At 70.5% G+C, this 19218-nt stretch carries 21 protein-coding genes; 9 read left to right on the top strand and 12 right to left on the bottom strand.

The window, feature by feature from the left end:
* The first annotated feature begins 72 nt into the window (after positions 1-72).
* The 8 genes from KOL93_RS15585 (at position 73) to KOL93_RS15550 (ending at position 7835) form a co-directional block, all read left to right on the top strand.
* Complete coding sequence (locus KOL93_RS15585; protein WP_260406664.1) at positions 73-1023, top strand: ABC transporter ATP-binding protein; 951 nt, start codon at positions 73-75, stop codon at positions 1021-1023.
* A complete protein-coding gene (locus tag KOL93_RS15580; RefSeq protein WP_221586340.1) occupies positions 1020-2042 on the top strand; it encodes an aliphatic sulfonate ABC transporter substrate-binding protein in 1023 nt (340 codons plus the stop codon). The genes KOL93_RS15585 and KOL93_RS15580 overlap by 4 nt, the downstream gene beginning before the upstream one ends.
* Positions 2039-2848, top strand: a complete 810-nt coding sequence (locus tag KOL93_RS15575) for an ABC transporter permease (protein WP_221586339.1) — start codon at positions 2039-2041, stop codon at positions 2846-2848. The genes KOL93_RS15580 and KOL93_RS15575 overlap by 4 nt, the downstream gene beginning before the upstream one ends.
* Entirely contained in the window at positions 2848-4836 is a 1989-nt protein-coding gene (gene acs / locus KOL93_RS15570) for an acetate--CoA ligase (RefSeq protein WP_221586338.1), read from the top strand. The genes KOL93_RS15575 and acs overlap by 1 nt, the downstream gene beginning before the upstream one ends.
* The gene (locus KOL93_RS15565) at positions 4833-6167 is read left to right on the top strand and encodes an O-acetylhomoserine aminocarboxypropyltransferase/cysteine synthase family protein (RefSeq protein WP_221586337.1); all 1335 of its coding nucleotides are present in this window, start codon (positions 4833-4835) and stop codon (positions 6165-6167) included. The genes acs and KOL93_RS15565 overlap by 4 nt, the downstream gene beginning before the upstream one ends.
* A complete protein-coding gene (locus KOL93_RS15560) occupies positions 6164-6730 on the top strand; it encodes a CoA-binding protein (protein WP_221586336.1) in 567 nt (188 codons plus the stop codon). The genes KOL93_RS15565 and KOL93_RS15560 overlap by 4 nt, the downstream gene beginning before the upstream one ends.
* A gap of 111 nt (positions 6731-6841) precedes the next feature.
* Positions 6842-7231 (top strand): VOC family protein, encoded by a 390-nt coding sequence (locus KOL93_RS15555; protein ID WP_221586335.1) that lies wholly within the window; start codon positions 6842-6844, stop codon positions 7229-7231.
* 184 nt (positions 7232-7415) lie between these two features.
* Entirely contained in the window at positions 7416-7835 is a 420-nt protein-coding gene (locus KOL93_RS15550) for a hypothetical protein (RefSeq protein WP_221586334.1), read from the top strand.
* A 51-nt stretch (positions 7836-7886) separates the two neighbouring features.
* Here KOL93_RS15550 and KOL93_RS15545 read toward each other — a convergent pair whose 3' ends face one another.
* Positions 7887-8789 (bottom strand): EamA family transporter, encoded by a 903-nt coding sequence (locus KOL93_RS15545; RefSeq protein ID WP_260406663.1) that lies wholly within the window; start codon positions 8787-8789, stop codon positions 7887-7889.
* Positions 8786-9358 (bottom strand): helix-turn-helix domain-containing protein, encoded by a 573-nt coding sequence (locus KOL93_RS15540; RefSeq protein ID WP_221586333.1) that lies wholly within the window; start codon positions 9356-9358, stop codon positions 8786-8788. The genes KOL93_RS15545 and KOL93_RS15540 overlap by 4 nt, the downstream gene beginning before the upstream one ends.
* Positions 9359-9419: 61 nt before the next feature.
* Between KOL93_RS15540 and KOL93_RS15535 the strand changes: the two genes are divergently transcribed.
* Positions 9420-10328: a dihydrodipicolinate synthase family protein gene (locus KOL93_RS15535; RefSeq protein WP_221586332.1), complete on the top strand. Its 909-nt coding sequence runs from the start codon at positions 9420-9422 to the stop codon at positions 10326-10328.
* Positions 10329-10334: 6 nt separating this feature from the next.
* Here KOL93_RS15535 and KOL93_RS15530 read toward each other — a convergent pair whose 3' ends face one another.
* The 10 genes from KOL93_RS15530 to KOL93_RS15485 all read right to left on the bottom strand — a co-directional run.
* Positions 10335-10748, bottom strand: coding sequence for a VOC family protein (locus KOL93_RS15530; protein ID WP_221586331.1), 414 nt, complete (start codon positions 10746-10748; stop codon positions 10335-10337).
* A 10-nt stretch (positions 10749-10758) separates the two neighbouring features.
* Positions 10759-11133, bottom strand: a complete 375-nt coding sequence (locus KOL93_RS15525; protein WP_221586378.1) for a helix-turn-helix transcriptional regulator — start codon at positions 11131-11133, stop codon at positions 10759-10761.
* Positions 11134-11189: 56 nt separating this feature from the next.
* Complete coding sequence (gene galE, locus KOL93_RS15520; protein ID WP_221586330.1) at positions 11190-12209, bottom strand: UDP-glucose 4-epimerase GalE; 1020 nt, start codon at positions 12207-12209, stop codon at positions 11190-11192.
* A gap of 17 nt (positions 12210-12226) precedes the next feature.
* Positions 12227-12895, bottom strand: coding sequence for a thymidine kinase (locus KOL93_RS15515; RefSeq protein ID WP_221586329.1), 669 nt, complete (start codon positions 12893-12895; stop codon positions 12227-12229).
* 30 nt (positions 12896-12925) lie between these two features.
* Positions 12926-14371, bottom strand: coding sequence for a malate dehydrogenase (quinone) (gene mqo / locus KOL93_RS15510; protein ID WP_221586328.1), 1446 nt, complete (start codon positions 14369-14371; stop codon positions 12926-12928).
* A gap of 100 nt (positions 14372-14471) precedes the next feature.
* Positions 14472-15542: an aspartate-semialdehyde dehydrogenase gene (locus KOL93_RS15505; RefSeq protein WP_221586327.1), complete on the bottom strand. Its 1071-nt coding sequence runs from the start codon at positions 15540-15542 to the stop codon at positions 14472-14474.
* 83 nt (positions 15543-15625) lie between these two features.
* Positions 15626-16081, bottom strand: a complete 456-nt coding sequence (locus KOL93_RS15500) for a GNAT family N-acetyltransferase (protein WP_221586326.1) — start codon at positions 16079-16081, stop codon at positions 15626-15628.
* 23 nt (positions 16082-16104) lie between these two features.
* Entirely contained in the window at positions 16105-17409 is a 1305-nt protein-coding gene (locus tag KOL93_RS15495; RefSeq protein ID WP_221586325.1) for an aspartate kinase, read from the bottom strand.
* A 90-nt stretch (positions 17410-17499) separates the two neighbouring features.
* Positions 17500-18093, bottom strand: a complete 594-nt coding sequence (gene recR / locus KOL93_RS15490) for a recombination mediator RecR (protein WP_221586324.1) — start codon at positions 18091-18093, stop codon at positions 17500-17502.
* 24 nt (positions 18094-18117) lie between these two features.
* Positions 18118-19218, bottom strand: a 1101-nt coding sequence (locus KOL93_RS15485) for a DNA polymerase III subunit gamma/tau domain-containing protein (RefSeq protein WP_459558710.1), incomplete at its 5' end; no start/stop codon positions are given.

Raw genomic sequence — 19218 nt, 5'->3', positions numbered from 1 at the left:
ACGCCGATGCGATGTGTCGAGATGTTGCGGCCCGCTTTGGCACCGTCAGCCCGCGCGGTCATCCTTGATGCCATGCCCGATTCCGCCGTCTCCGCACGCCGCAGCGCCCCCGCCGGCGCCGTGCGCATCGACGGCGTCGAGCGCACGTTCCCGACGAAGGAAGGCCCGCGCACGGTGCTGCGCGACGTCGACGTCGCGCTCGCACCGGGCGAGATCGTCGCGGTCGTCGGCCCCTCCGGCTGCGGCAAGTCGACACTCCTGCGCCTCATCGGCGGCCTCGACTCCCCCTCGGCCGGGTCGATCACGCTCGACGGCGACACGGCGCGGGCCCACGACGAGGCGACGGCGATCGCATTCCAGGAGCCGCGCCTGCTGCCGTGGCGCACGATCGCGCAGAACGTCGCCCTCGGACTGCCGCGCGGCACGAAGCGGGGCGCGGCAAAGACGCGCGTCGCCGAGCTGCTCGACCTCGTCGGCCTCACCCACGCCGCCGGCCAGCGCCCGCGCGAGGTGTCCGGCGGCATGGCCCAGCGCGCCTCGCTCGCCCGGGCCCTCGCCCGCAGCCCGCGCGTCCTGCTGCTCGACGAGCCGTTCGGCGCGCTCGACGCCCTCACGCGCCTGCGCATGCACGATCTGCTGCTCGACATCCATCGGGCGCAGCCGACGACGATCCTCCTCGTGACGCACGACGTCGAAGAGGCTCTCTACCTCGCCGATCGCGTCCTGCTGCTGCGCACCCTGCACGGGCCCGCCGCCGCCGAGCCCGCGCGCCCGCGCGCCAAGGTCGTCGCTCTCGGCTCCACCTCCGGCATCGGCGCGCTCGGCTCCGCAGGTCCGCACGGATCCGCGTCCGAGACCGCGCGGGACGAGCCGCGACGCGACGGATCCGTCGCCCGCGTCGTCCCCGTCCCCGGCGCCCGCCCGCGCGACCGCGGCGCCCGCGCCCTCACCGACCTGCGCACCAGCCTGCTCGACGGGCTGGGCGTGACCCACAATCCGCTCGCATCCAAGGAGAACCCATGAGCACCATCACCCGCCGAATCATTCCCGCGACCGCCGTCGCCGGAGTGATGGCGCTCATGACGACCGGCTGTCTCGCGGGCGAGTCGGCCGGATCCGATGCCCCGGCGGAGGGGAGCGACTGGTCGACGAGCGAGCTCACCGTCGACTGGGCGACCTACAACCCGCTGAGCCTCGTCATCCGCGATCAGGGCCTTCTCGAGGAGAAGCTCGAGGGAGTCGACGTCGAGTGGGTGCAGTCGGCCGGCAGCAACAAGGCCAACGAGTTCCTGCGCTCCGGATCCGCCGACATCGCGTCGACCGCGGGATCCGCGGCGCTGCTCGCGCGGGCGAACGGCTCCCCCATCCAGGTCATCGACATCTACTCGCAGCCCGAGTGGTCGGCGATCGTCGTCGGCCCCGACAGCGACATCGCGGAGCCCGCGGATCTCGAGGGCGCGAGCATCGCCGCGACGAAGGGGACGGATCCGTACTTCTTCCTCTTGCAGACGCTCGAGGAGGCCGGCCTGACCGTCGACGACGTCGAGGTGCAGAACGTGCAGCACGCCGACGGGCGTGCGCTCCTCGACGGCGGATCCGTCGACGCGTGGGCGGGCCTCGACCCGATCATGGCGGCCGCCGAGGTCGAGTCGGGCGACGTACTCGCCTACCGCAACGTCGACTTCAACACCTACGGCTTCCTCAACGCGACCGAGAGCTTCATCGCCGACCACCCGGACGTCGTCCAGGTCGTCGTCGACGCCTACGAAGAGGCCCGCGCATGGGCGCTCGACAACCCCGACGAGACAGCGCAGCTGCTCGCCAACGCCGCGAGCATCGACATCGAGGTGGCCACGACCGTGATCGAGGAGCGCTCGAACCTCGACGTCTCCGGCGTCCCCGGCGACGACCAGCTCGCCGTCCTCGAGGTCATCGCCCCCGTGCTCGTCGAGTCGGGCGACATCCAGGGCGGCCAGGAGGCCGTCGACGAGGCGCTGTCGACGATCGTCAACGACGAGTTCGCGCGCAAGGCGACGGAATGACCTCAGGCACGACCGCGACCAGAGGGGCGGAGCGACAGCTCACGCCCCTCTGGTCGCTTCCGTGGGTGAAAGTCGTCGGCGGGCTCGTCGTACCGATCCTCATCCTCACCGCGTGGCAGTACGTCACATCGACCGGCCTCGTCCCGCCCTATCGACTCCCCGCCCCCTGGACGGTCGTCGAGGCCGGCATCGAGCTGCACCAGCGCGGAGAGCTCTGGCAGCACGTCGCGATCTCGCTCCAGCGCGTCGTCCTCGGGTTCCTGTTCGGATCGGTCGTCGCGCTCGGATTCTCCGCGATCGTGGGCCTGTCCCGCGTCGGCGCGATCCTGTTCGCGCCGACGCTCGTCGCCCTGCGCGCCGTGCCGTCGCTCGCATGGGTGCCCCTCCTCATCCTGTGGTTCCAGATCGGCGAGGAGTCGAAGGTCATCCTCATCTCGATCGGCGCGTTCTTCCCCGTCTACACGACCGTCGCCGACGCGCTCCGTCACGTGAACCCCCAGCTCGTCGAAGCCGGCCGGTCGTTCGGACTGCGCCGCTGGTCGCTCTTCCGCACCATCCAGCTGCCCGCCGTGGTCCCGTCCGTGGTCTCCGGACTCCGCCTCGCCCTCGCGCAGGCCTGGCTGTTCCTCGTCGCGGCCGAGCTGATCGCCGCATCAATGGGCCTCGGCTGGATGCTGGACGACGCCGGATACTCGGGCCGCGTCGATCGGATCCTTCTCGCCATCGTGCTGCTGGCGCTCATGGGCACCGTCACCAACGCGATCCTCGTGCTCGTCGAGCGCTCCGTCCTCAAGAGGTGGGTGTGATGACCGAGGCACGGCTCCACGAGACGCGCGCGTACCCCGCGCCCGCCGCGTTCGCCGCCCAGGCGAACGTCGGGCCCGGCATCTACGACGAGGCGAGCGCCGACCCCGTCGCGTTCTGGGAGCGCGCCGCGGAGCGCCTCGTGTGGACGGATCCGTGGCACACCGCACACACGTGGGAGCCGCCGGTCGCAGGGTCCGACGGAGTGCTCAGCGTGCCGGCCGCGCGCTGGTTCGACGGCGGCCGCCTCAACGTCGCGTACAACTGCGTCGACCGCCACGTCGACGAGGGCCGCGGCGACAAGGTCGCCCTGTTCTTCGAGGGCGAGCCCGGCGACCGCGAGGCCGTCACGTACGCGGACCTGCAGCGGCGGGTCTCCCAAGCGGCCAACGGACTCCTGTCGCTCGGGATCCAGCCAGGTGACCGCGTCGTCGTCTACCTTCCCGTCCTCGTCGAGACGGTCGTGATCGCCCTCGCGTGCGCCCGCATCGGGGCCGTGCACTCGCTCGTGTTCGGCGGGTTCTCGGCGGAGGCCGTGCGCTTCCGCCTCGAGGACACCGGCGCGAAGCTGCTCGTCACGACCGACGGCCAGAACCGTCGCGGGAAGCCCGTCGAGGTGAAGTCGGCCGCCGACGAGGCCGCGCGCGGTCTGCCCGACCTCGAGCATGTGCTCGTCGTGCGCCGCACAGGCCAGGACGTCCCGTGGACCGACGGGCGCGACGTGTGGTGGCACGACGTCGTGGACACCGCGAGCGACGTGCATGAGCCGGAGCCGTTCGACGCCGAGCACCCGCTGTTCATCATCTACACCTCGGGCACGACCGGGAAGCCCAAGGGGCTCGTGCACACGTCGGGCGGCTACCTCACGCAGGCGAGCTGGGCGCACTGGGCGCACTTCGACGCCAAGCCCGACGACGTGCACTGGTGCACCGCCGACCTCGCGTGGGTCACGGCGCACACGTACGAGATCTACGGCCCGCTCTCGAACGGCCTCACGCAGGTCATCTACGAGGGCACGCCCGACACCCCGCATCGCGAGCGCCACCTCGAGATCATCGAGCGCTACGGCGTCACCGTCTATTACACGGCCCCCACGCTGATCCGCACGTTCATGACGTGGTTCGGCGACGCGCTCCCGACGGGCCACGACCTCTCGACGATCCGCCTCCTCGGCACGGTCGGCGAGGCGATCAACCCCGAGGCCTGGGTGTGGTTCCGGAGCCGATTCGGGCGCGACGAGACGCCCGTGATCGACACGTGGTGGCAGTCCGAGACGGGCGCCGCGATGATCGTCCCGCTCCCCGGCGTCACGACGCTCAAGCCCGGATCCGCCACCGTCGCGCTCCCCGGCATCGACGTCGCGGTCGTCGACGAGCAGGGCGGCCCCGTCCGTCCTGGCACGTCGGGCACGCTCGTCGTGCGCCGCCCCTGGCCCGGCATGGCCCGCACCGTGTGGGGCGATCCGGAGCGCTACCGCGACTCGTACTGGGCGCCGTACGCCGGTACCGGCGAGTTCGGCGCGTACTACGTCGCGGGCGACGGCGCGACGATCGACGACGACGGCTGCATCTGGATCCTCGGCCGCCTCGACGACGTCGTCAACGTCTCGGGGCACCGACTCTCGACGATCGAGATCGAGTCGTCGCTCGTCGCGCACCCCGCCGTCGGCGAGGCCGGAGTGACGGGGGTCGCGGATCCCGTCACGGGGCAGGCGGTCGCGGCGTTCGTCGTCGACGGATCCGCCGGGTCCGCCGATCACGCCGATCTGCGCCAGCAGGTCGCACACGACATCGGCCCCATCGCGAAGCCGAGGCACATCGTGCGCGTCCCCGAGCTGCCGAAGACGCGCTCGGGCAAGATCCTGCGCCGGCTGCTCGCCCAGCTGTGGCAAGGAGATACGCTCGGCGACACCACGAGCCTGCAGAACCCCTGGGCGATCGACGGCGTGCGCGAGGCCGTCCGACGCGCCCGCGAGAAGGAGACCACATGAGCGAGCATCAGTTCGGATTCCGCACGCGCGCCCTGCACGCGGGCGGGACTCCCGACGCCGCGACGGGCGCCCGCGCCGTGCCGATCTACCAGACGACGTCGTTCGTGTTCGACGACGCGAAGGACGCCGCGAACCTCTTCGCGCTGCAGAAGTACGGCAACATCTACTCGCGCATCGGAAACCCCACCGTCGCCGCGCTCGAGGAGCGCATCGCGTCCCTCGAAGGCGGCATCGGCGCCGTCGCCACCGCCAGCGGCATGTCGGCGGAGTTCATCACGTTCGCCGCGCTCGTCGGCGCGGGCGACCACATCGTCGCCTCGGCGCAGCTGTACGGCGGCACGGTCACGCAGCTCGACGTGACGCTGCGCCGCTTCGGCGTCGACACGACGTTCGTCGCGAGCGACGACCCCGAGGAGTTCCGCAAGGCGATCCGGGCGAACACCAAGGTCGTCTACACCGAGGTGATCGGCAACCCCGGCGGCGAGATCGCCGACCTCGAAGGCCTCGCCGCGGTCGCGCATGATGCGGGCGTGCCGCTCGTCGTCGATGCGACCCTCGCGACTCCGTACCTCGTGCGCCCGATCGAGCACGGCGCCGACATCGTCATCCACTCGGTCACGAAGTTCCTCGGCGGCCACGGCACGACCCTCGGCGGCGTCGTCGTCGAGGCGGGCACGTTCAACTGGGGCAACGGGAAGTTCCCGACGATGACCGAGCCGGTCGAGTCGTACGGCGGGATCCGCTGGTGGGACAACTTCGGCGAGTACGGCTTCCTCACGAAGCTCCGCAGCGAGCAGCTGCGCGATGTCGGCCCCTCGCTCAGCCCGCAGTCGGCGTTCAACCTGCTGCAGGGCGTCGAGACGCTCCCCCAGCGCATCGAGGCGCACGTCGCGAACGCGCGCATCGTCGCCGAATGGCTCGCCGCGGATCCGCGCGTCTCGTTCGTCACGTGGGCCGGCCTCGACGGGCACCCGCACCAGGAGCGCGCGCAGAAGTACTTCCCGCTCGGCCCCGGATCCGTCTTCGCCTTCGGCGTGCGGCCGTCCGGATCCTTCGACTCCGACGACGCGCAGCTCGCGGCCGCGCGCGAGACCGGCGAGCAGGTCATCGAGTCGATGCAGCTCGCGAGCCACCTCGCCAACATCGGCGACGCGCGCACGCTCGTGATCCACCCCGCGTCGACGACGCACCAGCAGCTCACGCCCGAGCAGCTGACTGCCGCGGGCGTGCCCGCCGACCTCATCCGCATCTCCGTCGGGCTCGAGGATCCCGAGGACATCATCTGGGATCTCGACCAGGCCCTCACGACCGCGACAGGAGAGAGCCGATGAGCGACGCCTGCGAGTTCACCCCGCCCGCTGACGCCTGCGCGCTGCCCGCACCGGGCGGATCCGACCCCGCGCACGCGGGCCGCACCTGGCAGGGCCCGAACGCCGCATCCCGCCTCGGGATCCTGCGCCGCGCGAGGTCGATCGCGATCGTCGGCGCGTCGAGCAACCCGGCCCGCGCGAGCTACTTCGTCAGCACCTACCTGCTGTCGAGCTCGCCGTACGACGTGTACTTCGTCAACCCGCGCGCCGACGAGATCCTGGGCCGCCCCGCCTACGCATCGCTCGCCGATCTCCCCGTCGTGCCCGACATCGTCGATGTCTTCCGCCGGCACGACGACCTCCCCGGCGTCGCGCGCGAGGCCGTCGAGGTCGGTGCGAAGGCGCTCTGGCTGCAGCTCGGATCCTGGAACGAGGAGGCCGCGAAGATCGCCGAGGATGCGGGGCTCGAGGTCGTCATGGACCGCTGCATCAAGATCGAGCACGCCCGGTTCCACGGCGGCCTTCACCTCGCGGGCTTCGACACGGGCGTCATCTCGTCGAAGCGCCAGGTCGTCGCGCGGTAGACATCCCCGCACGCCGTCGCAGCGTCGGAGATATCCCCTCGATCGGAGAACTGAGCGCGAATCCTCCGATCGAGGGGATATCTCCGATCCTGCGGCTGCTTCACTGGGCACATGCCGGGCTTCCACCACGTCGAGATCTGGGTCGACGACATCTCCGTCGCGCGCCGCTCGTGGGGATGGCTCCTGGGGCGCCTCGGGTTTTCGCCTGAGCAGGAATGGCCCGAGGGATCCTCGTGGCGGGCCGGCGGCGCGTACCTCACCCTGACGGAGTCGCCGAACCTCGCGGATCCTGCGCATGACCGGCGTCGGTCGGGCCTGAATCACCTCGCGTTCCGCGGCGGGATGCGGACAGAAGTGGACGCGATCGTCGCCGACGCACCCGACCACGGCTGGGTGCAGTTGTACGCGGACCGGTACCCGCACGCCGGCGGCCCCGACCACTACGCGGGCTGGATCGAGAACGCCGAGGGGTTCAAAGTCGAGGTCGTCGCGGACCGCTGAGCCGAAGACTTCGACAGGCCCGACCCAACGGAGACCTCCCGCATCGCCGATGCACAACGGACGGCAGTGCTTCGCCCGGTGCAGCGCCCGCCCGCGAGACTACGCGGGCAGCGCGGGGTGGAGTGGAGGATCGACGTCGTTGTGTCGGAGCAGCCGCGCCGGAGCGCGTGCCAGGATCGAACACATGCCGTCTGCTCTCGCCCGTGTCGCCCCCGTCTTCGCGCTCGTCGCCCTGTTCGCCCTGACCTCGTGCTCCGGGCAGCCGGATCCCGTGGGGACGACCGATTCCGGCGTGCCCGACGGCTACGCGCACCCCGACAGCCCGACCGACGCCGCGCTCGTGGCGCTCGATGGGGGCGACGGCGACCTGCGCGTCGTCACCTGGGGCAGTTCCTCGTGCGTGCCCTCCATCACCGAGGCGACCATCGTCGACGACATCCCGACGCTGACCCTCACCGCCGAGGACGCCGAGTCCTGCACGGACGACCTCGCGCCCACGACGCACACGCTCGAGGGCCTGCTCGAGGGGATCGACCCCGAGCACGTCGACATCATCGAGGATCCGGGCGGCGTGACGATCTCCGTGGTCCTCGAGACCTACTGACCGCGAGGGTGGGCCCTGCTGCCGTGAGTGGGCGCGCCACCCCACCCGCTCTCAGCAGGAGCGCCTGCTTTCGGTGACTCCCTCCCCCGTGCGCGCCGCCGCGCCCTCTGGCTCCGCGTCGAGGGGCTCGCGTCCGCCGCCCCGCTGCGCCATCGCGCCGGCGACGATCACCAGCACGATGCCGATGACCTGCAGGGCGTTCGGCACCTGGTGCAGCACGGCGAAGCCGAGCAGCAGTCCGAAAGCCGGCTCGATCGACATCAGGGTGCCGAATGCGGTCGCGTTCATACGACGCAGGGCGAGCATCTCGAACGCCCACGGGATCACCGGGAGCAGCACCGCGAGGCCGGCCCCGATGAGCAGGTGGATCGGCTCGAACGATCCGATCATCTGCGGCACCCCGACGGCGGCGACGAGGATCGCGGCGATCGGCACCGTGAGCGACAGCGCGCTGACGCCCTCGAAGCGGTCGCCGATCTTCTGCATGAGCACGACGTAGGCGCCCCATCCGATCGCGGAGAGGAAGGCGAGCCCGACGCCGACGACGTCGACGGATCCGGCCCACGGCTCGTTCATGACGACGACGCCGACGAAGGCGACCGCGGGCCAGACCACCGTGCGCAGGCTGCGGCTCGCGAACGCGGCGACCGACAGCGGCCCGAGGAACTCGATCGCGACCGCGGTGCCGAGGGGGATCCGCTCGATGGCGGCGAGGAACGTCACCGTCTGGAGGCCCTGCGTGAAGCCGAGCCCGACGATGATCGGCACGTCGCGACGCCGCACCTTCGTCAGCGGCGGACGGGCGATGAGGAGGAAGATGGCGGCGCCGAACAGCAGCCGCAGCCAGGCCGTGCCGCCGGGGCCGATCGCGGCGATGAGCCCGATCGACAGCGATGCTCCGAGCTGCACGGAGAGCATCGCGCCGACCGCGAGCGTCCACGCGGGAGCCCTCATGATCCGACTCCCGGCTCGAACACCGTGAGGATGAAGCGCGCGCCGTCGTCGCTGACGTAGGCGTGCACGATGTCGCCGTCGAATGCGAGAGCATCGCCCACTGCGAGCTCGTACGCCTCCCCCGCGACCTCGACGGTCATCGCACCCGACTGCACCTGCAGCAGCTCCTTCGTGCCGGCGGAGTGCGCCTCGCTGTCGTGGCGCTCACCCGGGGCGAGGGTCCAGTCCCAGAGCTCGAGGACGTCGGGAGGCTGCGTGCCCGCGACCAGGATGCCCTCGCCGCCGTTCTCGCCGCGCGACAGCACGGCGCCCTTCCCCGCGCGTGTGACCTTGGCGACCGCACGCTGCGGAGGTTCGACGAGCGCGGGCAGTCCGATGCCGAGCGCATCGCTCAGGCTCAGGAGGATCGCGACGCCGGGGCTGGTCCCGCCCTTCTCGACGTTGACGATCATGCGACGGCTGACACCCGACGCCTCCGCAAGCTGATCGAGAGTCCAGCCGCGCGACTGGCGCGCGGAGCGGACCCGGGACCCGATCGTCTGGGCGAGAAGGCGGGAGGCGTCATCCATGAAGTGCACGATAATGCACTTGCGAGTGCAGGGTCAAACGGGAGGCCGCTACGCTGACGAGATGCAGCCCACCGGCCTCAGCGCCTTCCCCCTCACGCCGCTCGTCGACGACGAGCTCGACGCCCACGCGTACGCGGCCCTCGTGGGGCGGCTCGCCGACAGCGGCGTCGACTCGATCACGGCGCTCGGATCCACGGGGTCGTACGCCTATCTCTCGCGCGGAGAGCGCGCGAAGGCCCTGCGCGTGGCGATCGACAACGCGGGCGACCTGCCGGTGCTCGTCGGCGTCGGCGCGCTGCGCACGCGCGACGTCATCGCGCATGCGGACGACGCGGCACGAGAAGGCGCCGCCGGGATCCTCGTCGCGCCCGTGTCGTACCAGCCGCTCTCGGACGACGAGGTGTTCGCGCTGTTCGACGACATCACCCGCTCGACCGACCTGCCCGTCATCGTCTACGACAATCCCCGCACGACCGGCTTCACATTCTCGCTCGAGATGTACGAGCGCGTCGCCCAGCTGCCGAGCATCGCATCGATCAAGATCCCGGGCGTCCCGTCGGATCCGGAGGAGGCCGCGGCGCACGTCGAGCGGATCCGCGAGAGGATCCCCGGATACGTCACGATCGGGGTCTCCGGCGACGCGTTCGCGGCGGCCGGCTTCGCGGCCGGGTGCGATGCCTGGTATTCGGTGATCGCCGGAACGCTCCCGGAACCGGCGGTGCGCATCGCGCAGGCGGCCCGGCGAGGCGACCTCGACTCGGCGCACGCCGAGGTCGCGCGGCTGCGGCCGCTGTGGGATCTGTACGCCGAGGCGGGCGGCGGAGTGCGCGTCATGGCCGCGATCGCCGAGCGTCTGCGCTGGACGCAGCGCTCGTGCCTGCCGCGGCCGCTGCTCGGCCTCGACGACGAGCAGCGCGCACGCCTCGCGCAGATCCTCGACGACCTCGAACTGGTGCCACCCCGCGCCTGACGAGGATCAGACCTGGCGCAGGCGCACCGTGTTGCCCGCCGGGTCGCGGAAGGCGCAGTCGCGCACACCGTACGGCTGATCGGTCGGCTCCTGCACGACCTCGGCCGCCTCGTGCGCCTGGATCCGCGCGAAGTCGGCGTCGACGTCGTCGCTTCCGAGCATGATCCAGCCGAAGGTGCCCTTCGCCATCATCTCGGTGACGGTCTTTCGTTCGATGTCGGTGATGCCGGGATCCGCGAACGGCGGCTGAAGGAGCACGCACGTGTCGGTCCCGCCGACCGGGCCCACCGTGATCCAGCGCATGTCGCCCTGCCCGACGTCGCTGCGGACCTCGAACCCGATGGCGTCGCGCCAGAAGGTGAGCGACGCCTCGGGATCGACGTGCGGGAGCTGGGTCGTGTGAATCGTCATGTTCGTCATGACGCTCACGTTAGGCGGGAGGCGGCGCCGACGCTTCTCGAATCCTGACCGGCCTCTGGGCCCGCTTGACGACGCAGGAGGGGAGGTCATGCGGATCCGTCCTCACGCGCTCGCGGAACGCGCTCGGCGACATCCCCACAAGCTCGCGAAAGCGCGTGCTGAAGGTGCCGAGAGAAGATCCGCCGACCGCGAAGCAGGCCTCCGTGACGCTCACGTCGCCGCGCCGCAGCAGCGCCATCGCGCGCTCGATCCGCCGCGTCATGAGGTACGAGTACGGCGATTCCCCGTACGCCCGGCGGAACTCGCGACTGAGATGCCCGGCCGACATGTGCGCCCCGCGGGCGAGATCCTCGACGTCGAGCGGCTGCGCGTACTCGCGATCCATGCGATCGCGCACCCGCCGCAGCGCGACGAGGACGGGGTCGAGTCGCACCGCGCCCGTCAGCCCTCGTAGCCGCCGGGGTTCTTCTGCTGCCAGTTCCAGACGTCCCGCGTCATGTCGTCGATCGTGCGCGTCGCCTTCCAGCCCAGCGCGCGCTCGGCCTTGATGGGCGTGCAGTACGTCGCGGCGAGGTCGCCCGCCCGGCGCGGCTTCATGGCCTTCGGAAGCTCGCGGCCGACGGCCTTCTCGAACGAGGTGATGAGCTCGAGCACACTGACCGGGTTTCCGGTGCCCAGGTTGTACGCGACGAGCCCGGGGTGAGCGTTCTCGAGCGCCTTGACGTGCCCCTCGGCGAGGTCGACGACGTGGATGTAGTCGCGCTGCCCCGTGCCGTCGGGGGTGTCGTAGTCGTCGCCGAAGACGCCGACCTCGGGGAGCACGCCGACGGCCACGCGGGCCACGAACGGCATGAGATTGTTCGGCACGCCCTTCGGGTCCTCGCCGACGAGGCCCGACTCGTGTGCGCCGACGGGGTTGAAGTAACGCAGGAGCGTGACGTTGAGCTCGGGGTGCGCGTTCTGCACGTCTGCGAGCACCGTCTCGTTCATGAGCTTCGACTTCGAATACGGGTTCGACAGCTCGACGAGGTCGCGCGTGGCCTCCTCGGTGAACGGCAGGTCCGCCGGGTCCGAATACACCGTGCCGGTCGATGAGAACACGAACGAGCGGATCCCCTTCGCGAGCCCCACACGCAGCAGCGCGTAGGTCGTGTCGAGGTTGTTCGCGTAGTAGTCGAGCGGGCGCTCGACCGACTCGCCGACGGCCTTGAGCGCGGCGAAGTGGATGATCGCCTCGAAGGGGCCGTGCTCGTCGAAGACGCTCTCGATGATCTCGTCGTCGGCCGCATCGCCGACGACGAGCGGCACCGACGTGCCGGTGATCTCGGCGACGCGCTCGGTCACGACGCGACTCGTGTTCGACAGATCGTCGAGCATGACGGGCTCGTGACCGGCCTCGAGGAGGGCGATGGCCGTGTGGGTTCCGACGTATCCGGCTCCGCCGGCGAGAAGAACGCGCATGGGACCAGCCTATGGGGTCAGCGTCGATCCGGCCCGAGCCGCCCGCCCGATTCCTCGAGATAGCACGTCCCGCAGAGCGACTCGTAGGTGACGAAGCGCTCATCGCGCACGGCCGCGCTCGCGGCGTCGATCGCCACCTGGTCGCCGTCGAACACGAACTCGCCGCCGAGCTTGCGCCCGTTGAACATCGCCTTGCGCCCGCAGCGGCAGATCGTCTTGAGCTCCTCGAGCGTGTGCGCGACTTCGAGGAGGCGGCGGGATCCGGGGAACGCCTCCGTCTGGAAGTCGGTGCGGATCCCGTAGGCCATGACGGGGACGCCGCCCTCGACCGCGACGCGGAAGAGCTCGTCGACCTGCGTGCGGGAGAGGAACTGCGCCTCGTCGATGAGCAGGCACGCGACGTCAGCGGTGCGATCGGAGTCGAACAGTCCCTCGCTCTCCGTGCGGCGGACCCGCTCCCGCTCGCGCGCGAACAGCTCCCGCACGTCGTCGCCCGGCTGGATCAGGAAGTCGACGCGACGCGTCACGCCGAGACGCGATTCGATCTGGTCGGCGCCCTTGGTGTCGATCTCGGGCTTGGCGAGCAGGACGACCTGGCCGCGCTCCTCGTAGTTGTAGGCCGCCTGCAGAAGTGCGGTGGACTTGCCGGAGTTCATCGCTCCGTAGCGGAAGTACAGTTTGGCCACCGAACCAGCGTAGTCGGCTGTGCGGGCGGGTCAGCCGAGGATGTCGAGCTTCTCGGCGGTGATTCCTGTGGCCTGCCGCGCGAGCGCGGCATCGTCGTTGAGCTTCTGGCCGAGCGTCGGGATGAGCTCCTGGAGCTTCGGCTCCCACGCGGCCTTCTGATCGGGGAAGCAGCTCGAAAGCAGGTCCAGCATGATCGAGACGGTCGTCGACGCACCGGGCGACGCGCCGAGCAGGCCCGCGATGGATCCGTCGGCCGAGGAGACGACCTCCGTGCCGAACTGGAGCTTGCCGTTCTTCATCACCTGGGCGCGCTGACCGGCCTGGATGAGCTCCCAGTCGTCGCCCTTCGCGGTCGGGACGAACTCGCGGAGACTGTCGACCTTCTTCGAGAAGTTCTTCATGAGCTCGCCCACGAGATACTTCACGAGATCGAGGTTCGTCGCACCGACCTTCAGCATCGAGCCGAGGTTGTTCATGCGCACCTGCGCGACGATGTCTGTCCAGCGCCCGGTCTTGAGGAACTTCGGACTGAACGTCGCGAACGGACCGAACATCAGCGATCCCTCGCCCTCGACCATGCGCGCGTCAAGATGCGGCACCGACATGGGCGGCGCGCCGACGGCGGCCTGCGAGTACACCTTGGCCCGGTGCTTCTCGACGAGCTCGGGCTTCGTCGTCTTGAGGAACTGGCCGCCGATCGGGAAGACGCCGTATCCCTTGATCTCGGGGATCTTCGCGCTCTGCAGCAGCTTGATCGCCCAGCCGCCTGCGCCCACGAAGACGAACTTCGCGTTGACGGTGCCCGTGGCGCCGCCGACGCGGCGGCGATAGCGGACATCCCACGTGCCGTCGCTCTTCTTCTTGAGCTTCTTCACCTCGGTGTCGAGGCGCAGGTCCGCGCCCTGGCCCTCGAGATGCCGGAAGAGCTGACGCGTGATCGCGCCGAAGTCGACGTCCGTGCCCGACGGCACGCGCGTCGCCGCGAACGGCTCGCCCGCGCGGCGCCGGTTCATGAGCAGCGGCGCCCACTGATTGATGACGCGCGAGTCCTCGGAGTACTCGATGCCCTGGAACAGCGGCTGCTCCTTGAGCGTCTCGTAGCGCTGCCTGAGGTATGCGACATCCTTCTCGCCGCGCACGAACGTCATGTGCGGCGTCGCATTGATGAAGGTCTCGGCCTCATCGAGGATGCCGCGATCGACGAACGACGACCACAGCTGGCGGCTCAACTGGAACTGCTCGTTGATGCCGACGGCCTTGCTCGGGTCGTCGGCGTTCGGCATGTAGTTGAGCTCGCACAGCGCGGCGTGGCCGGTTCCGGCGTTGTTCCACGGGTTCGAGCTCTCCTGAGCCACCTCGCCGAGGCGCTCGAAGGCGACGATGTTCCAGTCGGGCTGAAGTTCTTTGAGGAGGGTGCCCAGGGTGGCGGACATCACTCCGCCGCCGATGAGCACGACATCTACGGATTCGCTCACGATGTTCCACCCTACTCCCGGCGACTGAGCGTCTTTCGCGACGGGCGCCCGGCAAGAATCAGGGTTCTTGCCCGTGCGTCACGCGCACACCGACATCGGATCAGGCGGGCTGACCGACCTTCGCTGCGACGAGCTCGGCGATCTGCACGGTGTTGAGCGCCGCGCCCTTGCGCAGGTTGTCGTTCGAGATGAACAGCGCGAGCCCCTTGCCCTCCGGCGCCGCCTGGTCGGCGCGGATGCGTCCGACGAAGCTCGGGTCCTTGCCCGCGGCTTCGAGCGGCGTGGGGACGTCGGCGAGCGCGACCCCGGGGGCGGCGCTGAGGATCTCGCGCGCACGCTCGGGAGTGATGCCCTCCCGGAACTCGGCGTTGATCGTGAGCGAGTGCCCTGTGAAGACCGGGACGCGCACGCACGTGCCCGAGACGCGCAGGTCGGGGAGCTCGAGGATCTTGCGGCTCTCGTTGCGGAGCTTCTTCTCCTCGTCGGTCTCCCCCAGGCCGTCGTCGACGAGGTTGCCCGCGAGCGGCAGCACATCGAAGGCGATCGGCGCGACGTACTTCTCGGGCGCCGGGAAGTCGACGGCGGATCCGTCGTGTACGAGCGCCTGCAGGTCGCCCTGCGCGACCGCCTGCTCGACCTGCCCGCGCAGCTCGTCGACCCCGCCGAGCCCGGAACCCGACACAGCCTGGTAGGTCGACACGACGAGGCGCTCGAGCCCTGCTTCGGCGTCGAGGACCTTGAGCACGGGCATCGCGGCCATCGTCGTGCAGTTGGGGTTCGCGATGATGCCGGTGACGGCCTCGTCGATCGCGTGCGGGTTGACCTCGCTGACGACGAGCGGGACCGACGGATCCATGCGCCAGGCGCTCGAATTGTCGACGACGGTCGCGCCGGCCCCGGCGAAACGCGGTGCGTGCTCCTTCGAGGCGGATCCGCCCGCAGAGAACAGGGCGATGTCGATGCCGCCGAGGTCGGTGCTGTTCACGTCCTCGATCACGATGTCGCTCCCGCGATAGGTGAGCGTCTTCCCGGCCGAGCGGGGCGAGGCGAACAGGCGCAGGTCGCGAATCGGGAAGTCGCGCTCCGCGAGGATCTCGAGCATCTTGCCGCCGACCTGACCGGTGGCGCCGACGATGGCGAGCGAGACTCCGGATTCTGCGATGCGCGTCATGGGGGTTCCTCGGGGTCGTGCGGTGCGCACGGCGTCCCCGTGCGCAGGATGGCGGCCAGTCTACCGGCGGCTCCGACGGGTGGTCACCCCGCCGGCGGCGCGATGTAGGTGAAGAAGGGCGAGCGCGCCGCGATGCGCTCGTACAGGCGCTGCGCGTCGACGTTCGTCTCGGAGGTGATCCAGCGCACCTCCGTCAGCCCCTCGGCGTCGGCGACGCGCTGGAGATCCGCGATGAGCGCGGATCCGACGCCGCCTCCACGCTCGTCCGGCGCGGTGAACAGGTCGTCGAGGAAGATCGCCGTCCCGCCGCGAGAGGGGCGCGCGAATCGACGCCAGTGCGCGAGGCCGATCGGGTGACCGTCTCGGACCGCGAGGTGGCCCTGCAGCTCGTGCTGCGGATCCATCAGCCACGCCCAGACCGTCTCGATCACACGGTCATCGTGCTCGAGAGCGTAGAAGTCGCGATACCCGCGGAACAGCGCGGCCCACGCGTGCCGATCGGCGGGCTCGACCGTCCGGATCCGGACCTCGGCGGCCATGATGCTGTCGGGCGCCGGCGCGCTCAGCGGCCGGTGCCGGCGTAGACGGTCGCCTCGACGTCGCCGTCGAGGTGGTAGGCGGTGTGGACGGTGCGCGCCGCCTTGTCGAGATCGGTCTCGCGCAGCAGCACCGAGATGCGGATCTCACTCGTCGAGATCATCTCGATGTTGATCGCATCGCGACTGAGCGCCTCGAAGAGCGTGAGCGAGACGCCGGAGTGCGAGCGCATGCCCGCGCCGACAACCGAGAGCTTGCCGACCTGGTCGTCGTGCACCAGGTTCTCGAAGCCCAGCTCGGACTGCTCGGCCTGCAGCTGCTTCGCGACATCGGGCGCCTGCTCCTTCGGGAGCGTGAACGAGATGTCCGTACGGCCGGGGCTCGCGGACTGCACGTTCTGCACGATCATGTCGATGTTCGCGCCCGTCTTCGAGACTCGCGAGAAGATCGCAGAAGCGGATCCGGGGACGTCGGGCACGCCGACGACCGTGATCTTCGCCTGGCTGCGGTCGATCGCCACGCCGGCCACGACGGGCTCCTCCTTGCCGATGACGTCGGTCATGTCTTCTCCCTCTGCCAGGCGGGGGTCTGCCATCCCCTCACCGAGTACGTACGTGCCCTCGTTCGATGTGAAAGTCGAGCGGGCGTGGATGAGAACGCTGTGACGCCGCGCGTACTCGACGGCGCGGATGTAGAGCACCTTGGCGCCGTTGGCGGCGAGCTCCAGCATCTCCTCGGCGCCGATCGTGTCGAGCTTCTTCGCGAGCGGCACGACGCGCGGGTCGCACGTGAAGATGCCGTCGACGTCGCTGTAGATCTCGCAGACGTCGGCGTTGAGAGCCGCGGCGAGCGCGACGGCCGTCGTATCGGATCCGCCACGGCCGAGCGTCGTGATGTCGCGGGTGTCGCGGTTGAATCCCTGGAAGCCCGCGACGATGACGATCGCCCCATCGTCGAGCGCCTCACGCAGGCGCACCGGCGTGACGTCGACGATGCGCGCGGACCCGTGATCGGCCGTCGTGATCATGCCCGCCTGGCTGCCCGTGAACGAACGCGCCTCCAGGCCCATCGAGTGGATCGTCATGGCGAGGAGCGCCATCGAGATGCGCTCTCCGCTCGAGAGCAGCATGTCGAGCTCGCGCGGCGCCGGGTTCGGGGCGACGTCGCGCGCGAGTTCGAGCAGCTCGTCCGTCGTGTCGCCCATCGCGCTGACCGCCACGACCACGTCGTTGCCGGCGCGGCGTGTGTCGACGATCCGCTTCGCGACGCGCTTGATGCTCTCGGCATCCGCGACGCTGGATCCGCCGAACTTCTGCACGATCAATGCCACTGCTGTGCTCCCAGGAGATGCTGCGGGTAAGGGGGCGCTGGCGCCCATCCGCCTAGCTTAGGGCGGAATCTCAGGTCGTCTGGAATCGCGTTACGCGGAGCGACGCCCCTCGAAGGCGCGCCCGAGGGTGATCTCGTCGGCGTATTCGAGGTCGCCGCCGACGGGCAGGCCGGAGGCGAGACGGGTGACGGTGATGTCCATCGACGCGAGCAGGCGGTTGAGATAGGCCGAGGTGGCCTCGCCCTCGAGGTTGGGGTTGGTCGCGAGGATGACCTCCTGCACCGTGCCGTCGGCCAGCCGCGTCATCAGCTCGCGGATGCGGAGGTCGTCGGGGCCGATGCCGGCGATGGGGCTGATCGCGCCGCCGAGCACGTGATAGAGGCCACGGAACTCGCGCGTGCGCTCGATCGCCGAGACGTCCTTCGCGTCCTCGACGACGCAGATGAGCGCCTGGTCGCGTCGCGGGTCGCGGCAGATCGTGCACAGCTCGCTCTCGGACACGTTGCCGCACCGCTCGCAGAACTTCACGCGCTCGCGCACGTCGCGCAGCAGGTCGCTGAGACGCGAGACGTCGAACGAGGGCGTCTGGAGGATGTGGAACGCGATGCGCTGCGCCGACTTCGGCCCGACGCCGGGAAGGCGACCGAGTTCGTCGATGAGCTCCTGGACGATTCCGTCGTACATAGGGTGTCCTTCTCGTGGGAGCTGCTACTGGAACCGGGTGGGTGGCTCGTGCTCCTCCTCGTGGAGGAACCTCGCGCCGAGCTTCTGGCGAACGACCGCCTCGCCGTAGCGCTGCACCCCTTCGTCGAGGCGCACCTGGCGCGCCTGCACCGTCGGGCCCCGCGGGGGGCCGGTCGGCTCGTCGGCGGGAGACGGCTCGTCGTCACGCTCAGGCGGGATCTCCGCGGCCAGGACGTCGCCGTCGCGCACGGGCGTCGCGGCCCGCGCCGACGGCGATGCCGCGGCCTCGGCGGGGTCGTCGTCGACCGCCAGAGCCGTCGCGCCGGCGAAGGGCGGCGGCGCGGCGGCAGCCGGCGGCGCCGAATCGTCGGACGGGATCGGAGCGACGGCCCAGCCCGTGACAGGCGCCGACGCGTACGCGCTCGTCTCCGGACGCGGGGGCGCGTCGGCGCGCGCAGGGGCCGCAGGGCGTGCGGAGGCGGCCGTTGGCCCGCCGGGAGGCTCGTCTGGTGCCGGCGGCTCGTCGTCGTACGGCGGCTCCGAGGGGGCGGGCGGCTCCGGCGCCGACGCAGCCGCACCGGGCACGTGCTTGGCGAGGAACTTCACGCGCACGCCCATCAGGCCGTCGATCGCGGTGCGCAGATCTTCGCTCACACCGGATCCGTCGGGTGCGCGTGTCTTGAAGCGCCCCAGATCGGCCTGATTCGTGAACGCGAGCCCCACGACGTCGTCGGCGACGTGCGCCGGCGCGGCGGACTGCAGCACCAGCCACGATGAGCGATCGATCTCCTCGATCGCGCCGATGACTCTCGGCCACGCGTCGCGCAGGCCCTCGAGCGTGAAGGGCGGGCGATCCGCTGCGGGAGCGGGCGCAGCCGCCGACGGCGGGGTGTCATCGGGCTCGTTCGGAGCAGAGGCGCCGGCCGTGTCCGGAGCAGAGCCGTCGGGCGACGCCGGCGCATCGTGCTCGGGAGCGCGGGAGGCGGGCGCCGCCCCCGGTGCGGCCGCGTCGGGCACGCGAGCCGCAGGTGCCTGTCCCGGCGCCACGGCGGCCCACCCCGCGGCCGGGACGTCGTCGGCCGGCTCGGCCGGCGCCGCGGACGGCGCAGCCGAGGCGTGCGCGGC

Origin of the sequence: Microbacterium salitolerans, from assembly GCF_019720895.1 — a bacterium.
In the GTDB taxonomy this organism is placed as follows: Bacteria; Actinomycetota; Actinomycetes; order Actinomycetales; family Microbacteriaceae; genus Microbacterium.
The sequence above is the reverse complement of the archived record's forward strand: the minus strand, read 5'-3'. Positions and strand labels throughout refer to the sequence as shown.

Excerpts from the sequence above, each read along its gene's own strand:
- KOL93_RS15585 (WP_260406664.1), top strand. The coding sequence starts at position 73 with ATGCCCGATTCCGCCGTCTCCGCACGCCGCAGCGCCCCCGCCGGCGCC.
- KOL93_RS15580 (WP_221586340.1), top strand. The coding sequence starts at position 1,020 with ATGAGCACCATCACCCGCCGAATCATTCCCGCGACCGCCGTCGCCGGA.
- KOL93_RS15575 (WP_221586339.1), top strand. The coding sequence starts at position 2,039 with ATGACCTCAGGCACGACCGCGACCAGAGGGGCGGAGCGACAGCTCACG.
- acs (WP_221586338.1), top strand. The coding sequence starts at position 2,848 with ATGACCGAGGCACGGCTCCACGAGACGCGCGCGTACCCCGCGCCCGCC.
- KOL93_RS15565 (WP_221586337.1), top strand. The coding sequence starts at position 4,833 with ATGAGCGAGCATCAGTTCGGATTCCGCACGCGCGCCCTGCACGCGGGC.
- KOL93_RS15560 (WP_221586336.1), top strand. The coding sequence starts at position 6,164 with ATGAGCGACGCCTGCGAGTTCACCCCGCCCGCTGACGCCTGCGCGCTG.
- KOL93_RS15555 (WP_221586335.1), top strand. The coding sequence starts at position 6,842 with ATGCCGGGCTTCCACCACGTCGAGATCTGGGTCGACGACATCTCCGTC.
- KOL93_RS15550 (WP_221586334.1), top strand. The coding sequence starts at position 7,416 with ATGCCGTCTGCTCTCGCCCGTGTCGCCCCCGTCTTCGCGCTCGTCGCC.
- KOL93_RS15545 (WP_260406663.1), bottom strand. The coding sequence starts at position 8,789 with ATGAGGGCTCCCGCGTGGACGCTCGCGGTCGGCGCGATGCTCTCCGTG.
- KOL93_RS15540 (WP_221586333.1), bottom strand. The coding sequence starts at position 9,358 with ATGGATGACGCCTCCCGCCTTCTCGCCCAGACGATCGGGTCCCGGGTC.
- KOL93_RS15535 (WP_221586332.1), top strand. The coding sequence starts at position 9,420 with ATGCAGCCCACCGGCCTCAGCGCCTTCCCCCTCACGCCGCTCGTCGAC.
- KOL93_RS15530 (WP_221586331.1), bottom strand. The coding sequence starts at position 10,748 with ATGACGAACATGACGATTCACACGACCCAGCTCCCGCACGTCGATCCC.
- KOL93_RS15525 (WP_221586378.1), bottom strand. The coding sequence starts at position 11,133 with ATGGATCGCGAGTACGCGCAGCCGCTCGACGTCGAGGATCTCGCCCGC.
- galE (WP_221586330.1), bottom strand. The coding sequence starts at position 12,209 with ATGCGCGTTCTTCTCGCCGGCGGAGCCGGATACGTCGGAACCCACACG.
- KOL93_RS15505 (WP_221586327.1), bottom strand. The coding sequence starts at position 15,542 with ATGACGCGCATCGCAGAATCCGGAGTCTCGCTCGCCATCGTCGGCGCC.
- KOL93_RS15500 (WP_221586326.1), bottom strand. The coding sequence starts at position 16,081 with ATGGCCGCCGAGGTCCGGATCCGGACGGTCGAGCCCGCCGATCGGCAC.
- recR (WP_221586324.1), bottom strand. The coding sequence starts at position 18,093 with ATGTACGACGGAATCGTCCAGGAGCTCATCGACGAACTCGGTCGCCTT.